The sequence below is a fragment of the Coleofasciculus sp. genome (assembly GCF_046539235.1).
Classification (GTDB): domain Bacteria; phylum Cyanobacteriota; class Cyanobacteriia; order Cyanobacteriales; family Coleofasciculaceae; genus Coleofasciculus.
This window is the reverse complement of the sequence record NZ_JBKHHI010000454.1, coordinates 1-5,003: the sequence shown is the minus strand read 5'-3', so window position 1 is coordinate 5,003 and position 5,003 is coordinate 1. Positions and strand designations below refer to the sequence as shown.

Annotated in this window: 3 protein-coding genes; 1 reads left to right on the top strand and 2 read right to left on the bottom strand. The window is 48.0% G+C overall.

The window, feature by feature from the left end; translation table 11 throughout:
- Nucleotides 1-64 precede the first annotated feature (64 nt).
- Both ACLFWI_RS26565 and ACLFWI_RS26560 read right to left on the bottom strand, forming a co-directional pair.
- Nucleotides 65-550, bottom strand: coding sequence for a BON domain-containing protein (locus ACLFWI_RS26565; RefSeq protein ID WP_446415417.1), 486 nt, complete (start codon nt 548-550; stop codon nt 65-67).
- Between the two features lie 184 nt (nt 551-734).
- A complete protein-coding gene (locus tag ACLFWI_RS26560; protein WP_446415416.1) occupies nt 735-3,851 on the bottom strand; it encodes an MFS transporter in 3,117 nt (1,038 codons plus the stop codon).
- 285 nt (nt 3,852-4,136) lie between these two features.
- Here ACLFWI_RS26560 and ACLFWI_RS26555 point away from each other — a divergent pair, with 285 nt between their 5' ends.
- Entirely contained in the window at nt 4,137-4,721 is a 585-nt protein-coding gene (locus tag ACLFWI_RS26555) for a TIGR04376 family protein (protein ID WP_446415415.1), read from the top strand.
- Nucleotides 4,722-5,003 lie beyond the last annotated feature (282 nt).

Genomic DNA, 5,003 nt, shown 5'->3' with positions numbered 1-5,003 from the left:
TAACCAAGTAGGGGCTTGGTAACCAAGTAGGGGCTTGGTAACCAAGCCCCTACTCCCCTTCTGATTAAGAAGGAATATCTTCCAGGGCTAAATCGAAGGTAATCTCATGAACACCAGGAATGTCTTTAATCTGCTCAACGATCTTACGCGCCGTTGCTCGATCTTTAACCGTTCCAGTGAGTCGAACCGCACCACTCGCAACGCCAGCGACTAGATTCTCAGAAATATCGGATTCAATCTTATCCTGAATCTGAGAATCACTCAGTTCCTTTCCACCTCGGCTCGATTCCACATATTCAATTCCTTGATACTGAGTCCCTACTGCAGAGGTTGTAAACTTCTCCCTTTCTTGTTGCTGTTGTTGAGAGTTTTGAGCGGAATCAACAGCGCCTTGAGGGGGAGCAGCGAAGGCAGGAAAAGCACTATTAAATGTAAAGATGGCAACACCCAGCAGCATCATAGCTGAGCGGAACAGGCGATTTGGCTTCACCAGAACAAGACTCGCGATCGCCAAAGCAGTGATGATCACTAATAAGTCAATCATATTCATAACTATCATTTTCTCCGTACTCTACAGCTAACGTTACCGACTTGTGCAAAAATAGGCTTCATTCTATAGTCATAAATTACTTTTCTATCCAAAGATAGATACAAATTGAAGGAAACAGGGATATGGGAGAACTCTTGGAGACGCGCCATGACTTAGAGACGTTGCATGCAACGTCTCTACATCTTTAAGCCACACCTAAAGCCCCTGCACCTGCGGACGCCAACGCCGAAATCAGCGCCGTAGCAAACAGCCACCAAGCAGCTATCGCAGCGGCTTTGCGAGTTTCTTCGGCTTGGCGTTGGGCTTGATACTTGACCTGTTCTAGACGCATTTGAGCTTGTTGTTGAATCCGTTCTGCCCGTTGTAGCACACGAGTGCGAACCTGCTCAATCTGACCAATCATCCGATTAGCATCGGCTTCGGAGATATCGTCACGGGAACTGAGAATAGCGACTAGGGTATCCCGATCCAACTGAGACAAGCGATCGCGCAGTGCATCAAACCCAGCTTCTGGGTCATCAAATAACGTCTGGATATCCCGCTTGATGCCATCATAATTCAGTTCCGGACGCTCTAAGCTATTCAGGTAATCGCGAATGCGCTCGAAAATACCATCAATAACTGACTGGATGCGATCTTGCACCGTCCGGATTTGGGCGATCACTTGGTTACGCACATTCAGGATTTGATCGACAATCCGGTTAACATCTTCTTCTGAGATATCCTCCCGTTGGGATAACAGCGCCACAAGGGTTGAGCGATCAAAGTGAGACAAGCGTTCTTGCAAACTGGACATCCCCACACCGGGTTCATTCAGCAACGATTGCACATCCCGCTTAATTCCTTCGGGATTGAGTTCCTCTTTGCCCGTCGAACGCAGATAATCCTCAAAAGCGGCTTGGAAGTCTTGGGCGGTTTCCTGAGTGCGTAGCGCCCAGCGTCGGGGGGCTTTGACTACGCTGCGAACGGTAGAAAGCACTTGATCAATGATCTGGTTAACCTCTTGTTCACTCAGATCCTTCCGTTGAGCGAGTAACTGTACCAGAGTATCGCGATCCATTGAGGCTAACCGCTTTCTGATTAAGCGGGTTCCAAGCTGTGGATCATCGAGCAGTTTGGTCAAATCACGCTGAATCCCTTCCGGATTGAGTTCTGGCTTCCCGGTGTTCCGCAGATACTCCGCGATCGCGGACATAGTTTTGTCGTATTGCTCTTTGGTTGTATCCGCCACTTTTTGGGGAATACTGCGAACACGAGTCCAAGTCCGTTCAACCTGATCTATAGTTTGGTTAATTTGGCTTTCACTTAGGTCTTGACGTTGATTTAACAGTTGTACCAACGTATCCCGGTCAAAGCGTTCAGCGCGTTTACGCAGCAGCAGCCATCCCACTTGAGGTTCATCTAAGAGTAATTTGAGTTCCTGTTCAATGGCTTGAGGATTCAGTTGATCTTTACCTGTGTTACTCAAAACAGACTGAACCTTCATCCACTGGGCTTCAACTTTTGCCTTAAGCGCCTCTTGGGTTTCTCTGGCTGTATCCAAAACGCGATCGCGGGCTTTTTCCATCTCAACGATTACCGCTTCCCCTTCAATCGGGGTTAAATCTTGGCGTTGTTCGACCAACCGCTCAAATAATGGACGATCAAACTGAGCCAGACGATTGCTCAGGTGTTCATAATCTGCATCTGGATCATGGAGAATCTCCCTAATATTCAGTTGAATCTTCTCAGGCGTGAGTGCTTCCTTGGGCGTGGATAGGAAATATTGCTCCATCGCGGCTAATAGTGCGATCGCCTCGGCGCGTTCTCTAGCTGCGATCGCTACCGCTAAGGCTTCTAACCGAATAATATCCAACCAGGTGGAAATTTCTCTAATCCGTTCTTCGGTAAAAACACCCCGTTGTGCCAACAAGTTAGCAAAATATGACCGATTGAGCTGCTCTAATTCCTGCACCACAGTGGCGGGATCAGCTTCTGGATCATAGAGTACATCTCGGAATTCCCGCTCCAGCGTTGGTCGATGCATCTGCCAAGAATATTTATTGAGCAGGTAATTTTCCACATCAGCTCGCACCGTACTGTACGCTTCATCCTGAGTACCACCACGGATCTGAGCGGAAACTTGACCAACCTGTTCGCTGACTTGGCTGCTCGCGTTTTTAAGCTGACTGACAATTTTCTCCACATCCAAGTCTGACATATCCACACGTCCCATTACCAATCCCATCAGACTATGGAAGCCGGTGGATGCAGCCTGAGCCAGCGGTCCTGGATGTTGGGCTTTGCGGCGCTTACGGAGTTCTGCTACCAAATCATCGAGCTTCTCGGTAAACTCGTCACTAACGAGCTGATCCGGTGTCGCCGACTGAAGATATTCCCTAAATTCTGCCATAGCATCTCTAGAAGAAGGCAGCCGATTCACCGTGTTCTTCCAGACGGCTTCAAGTTGGTCAACAATCCGATTCACATCCCGTGGCGGTAAATCGCTGCGGCTGCTAACTAAATCAATAAAAGTCTGCCGATTAATATCACGTAGGCTGTCACTACCAGCAATCTCTTGTAAATTTGGGTCATTGAGTAAGTCTTCTAATTCCGAGCGAATCTTTTGCAGATTCAGTTCTGGAGGTCGTATCGCCTGAATATAATCTTCTAAGTTTTCGCGAATCGTCTCCGGGTCAATTGCAGAACCCAGTTCTCGACGTACCGCCGCCGCCGTTGCTTCTGCGGTTTGCACCACCTCTTTTTGGACGGCGCTACCCCCAATTGCGGCTGTGGCGGTGCCTAAAATGGCTTGAAAACCAGAGGTAGCGGTACTAATTACTGATCCGATCAAAGAACCAACCGTTGTCGAACTGACCCAAACCAGTAACGAAAAGTACGTTGCCCAAATCACCAACCCGACGATCGCACCCAAGCCTGGATCATTTAGTAGGCTTAATTCTATGGCAAATAGACAGGCAAAAAATAGCGCCAAGGTAACGCTAATTAACGTTGCTAATCCTAATGCTGTACCAACCTGGCGAATTGTCCCTTGTAAGCTTTCTGAGGATTTCTGCTGATTAGACGATGATGAGTCTCCGCCTCCAGCAAAGGAAATTCCCAAAGCGACACCCAGATTCGTTAACAGCATCTGGAACGCAAACGCTAAAACCACACCAGCGACTAATGTGGTAAAAAATTGGGGTCCGTCAAAGATCAGCGCTGCATCTTCGACAGTATCGACTTCTGACTCTATCGGTATCTGTGCTACCCAAGTTACCCAACTCGTGAGTCCTAGTGTGAGTCCCACACTCTCAACCATAATGTTTTTCCTCGTTGTTTCGGTTATATATAACGATGACCGGAATAGGATTGCCTACTTCAAGGCAGATTTTCCTGTCCTTCTGTCAGAATCGTTGTCTCAAGGCTTAAAATCATCTCCCCAAGGGGTGAAATCCATGGGCAAATTGCCAATTTATGCCCACTGATAGAGTAATTTGCCCATTGGTTTTGAATTTTGAGTTATCTCTCTCATCTTCCCCATCTCCCTGACATCCAATGGATGAGGTAGCATATTAGCGAAGCGCACGGGTATTAGGAGTCAGAAGTGGGTTTATTTGAGGATCTCAATCGCTTTCTGGAAAATCGCCTAGATGAATTTCTCCGCAACAATCCCCATTTAGAGTTACAGGCACTCGAAGAACAGTTACGGGAGCAAGAAGAAGACACATTGAAGCTGATTGCTGACTTGCAACTTCAGCAAAAGCGCCTCCAGGACGACATATTAGCAGTTGCCCAAGAAATTCAGCGTTGGCACGAACGGATGAATAAGGCTCAATCGAAAGGCAGACCTGATTTAGCCCAAGCCGCTCAACAACGAGAAGCGACGCTTTTGCATCAAGGGAATCAACTTTGGGGCAAGATGGAAGGGGTTAAACAGCGAATTGCTCAGACTAAAGAACTACAGCGTCAGATTCAAACCCGTCGCAATGAAGTGCATACCAAAGCAAGAGAAGTAGAAGCTGCCCGCACTCAAGCCCAAGCTCAAGCTCAATCTCAGTGGCAGACATCGGCTTGGAACCAGAGTTCAAACTACAACATTGGAGCAGGGGTAGACCCCTTAGAGACTCAATTTCAGCGCTGGGAGACCGATGAGGAGTTAGAGCAAATGAAACGGAATATGGGGCGCTGAGGGGGGGGAGACCAGATGTTGCGGGAGCGTTTTGTTCCATGGAAGGGGGAAAATTAAAAGCCTTCTCAAGAGCAGGAGAGAGGTTTGGAGAGAGGTTTTCCAGATCCCATAAACATGGTAGGGGCGACCCGCCGCATTCAATGAACAGAACCCAAACCCTAATTATATCGGGTCGCCCTGCATTAAGATCCCATAAACATGGTAGGGGCGACCCGTCGCATTCAATGAACAGAACCCAACCCCTAATTATATCGGGTCGCCCTGCATTAGGTATCGGTAATT

Coding starts and splice junctions, on each gene's coding strand:
- ACLFWI_RS26565 (WP_446415417.1), bottom strand. CDS start 550: ATGAATATGATTGACTTATTAGTGATCATCACTGCTTTGGCGATCGCG.
- ACLFWI_RS26560 (WP_446415416.1), bottom strand. CDS start 3,851: ATGGTTGAGAGTGTGGGACTCACACTAGGACTCACGAGTTGGGTAACT.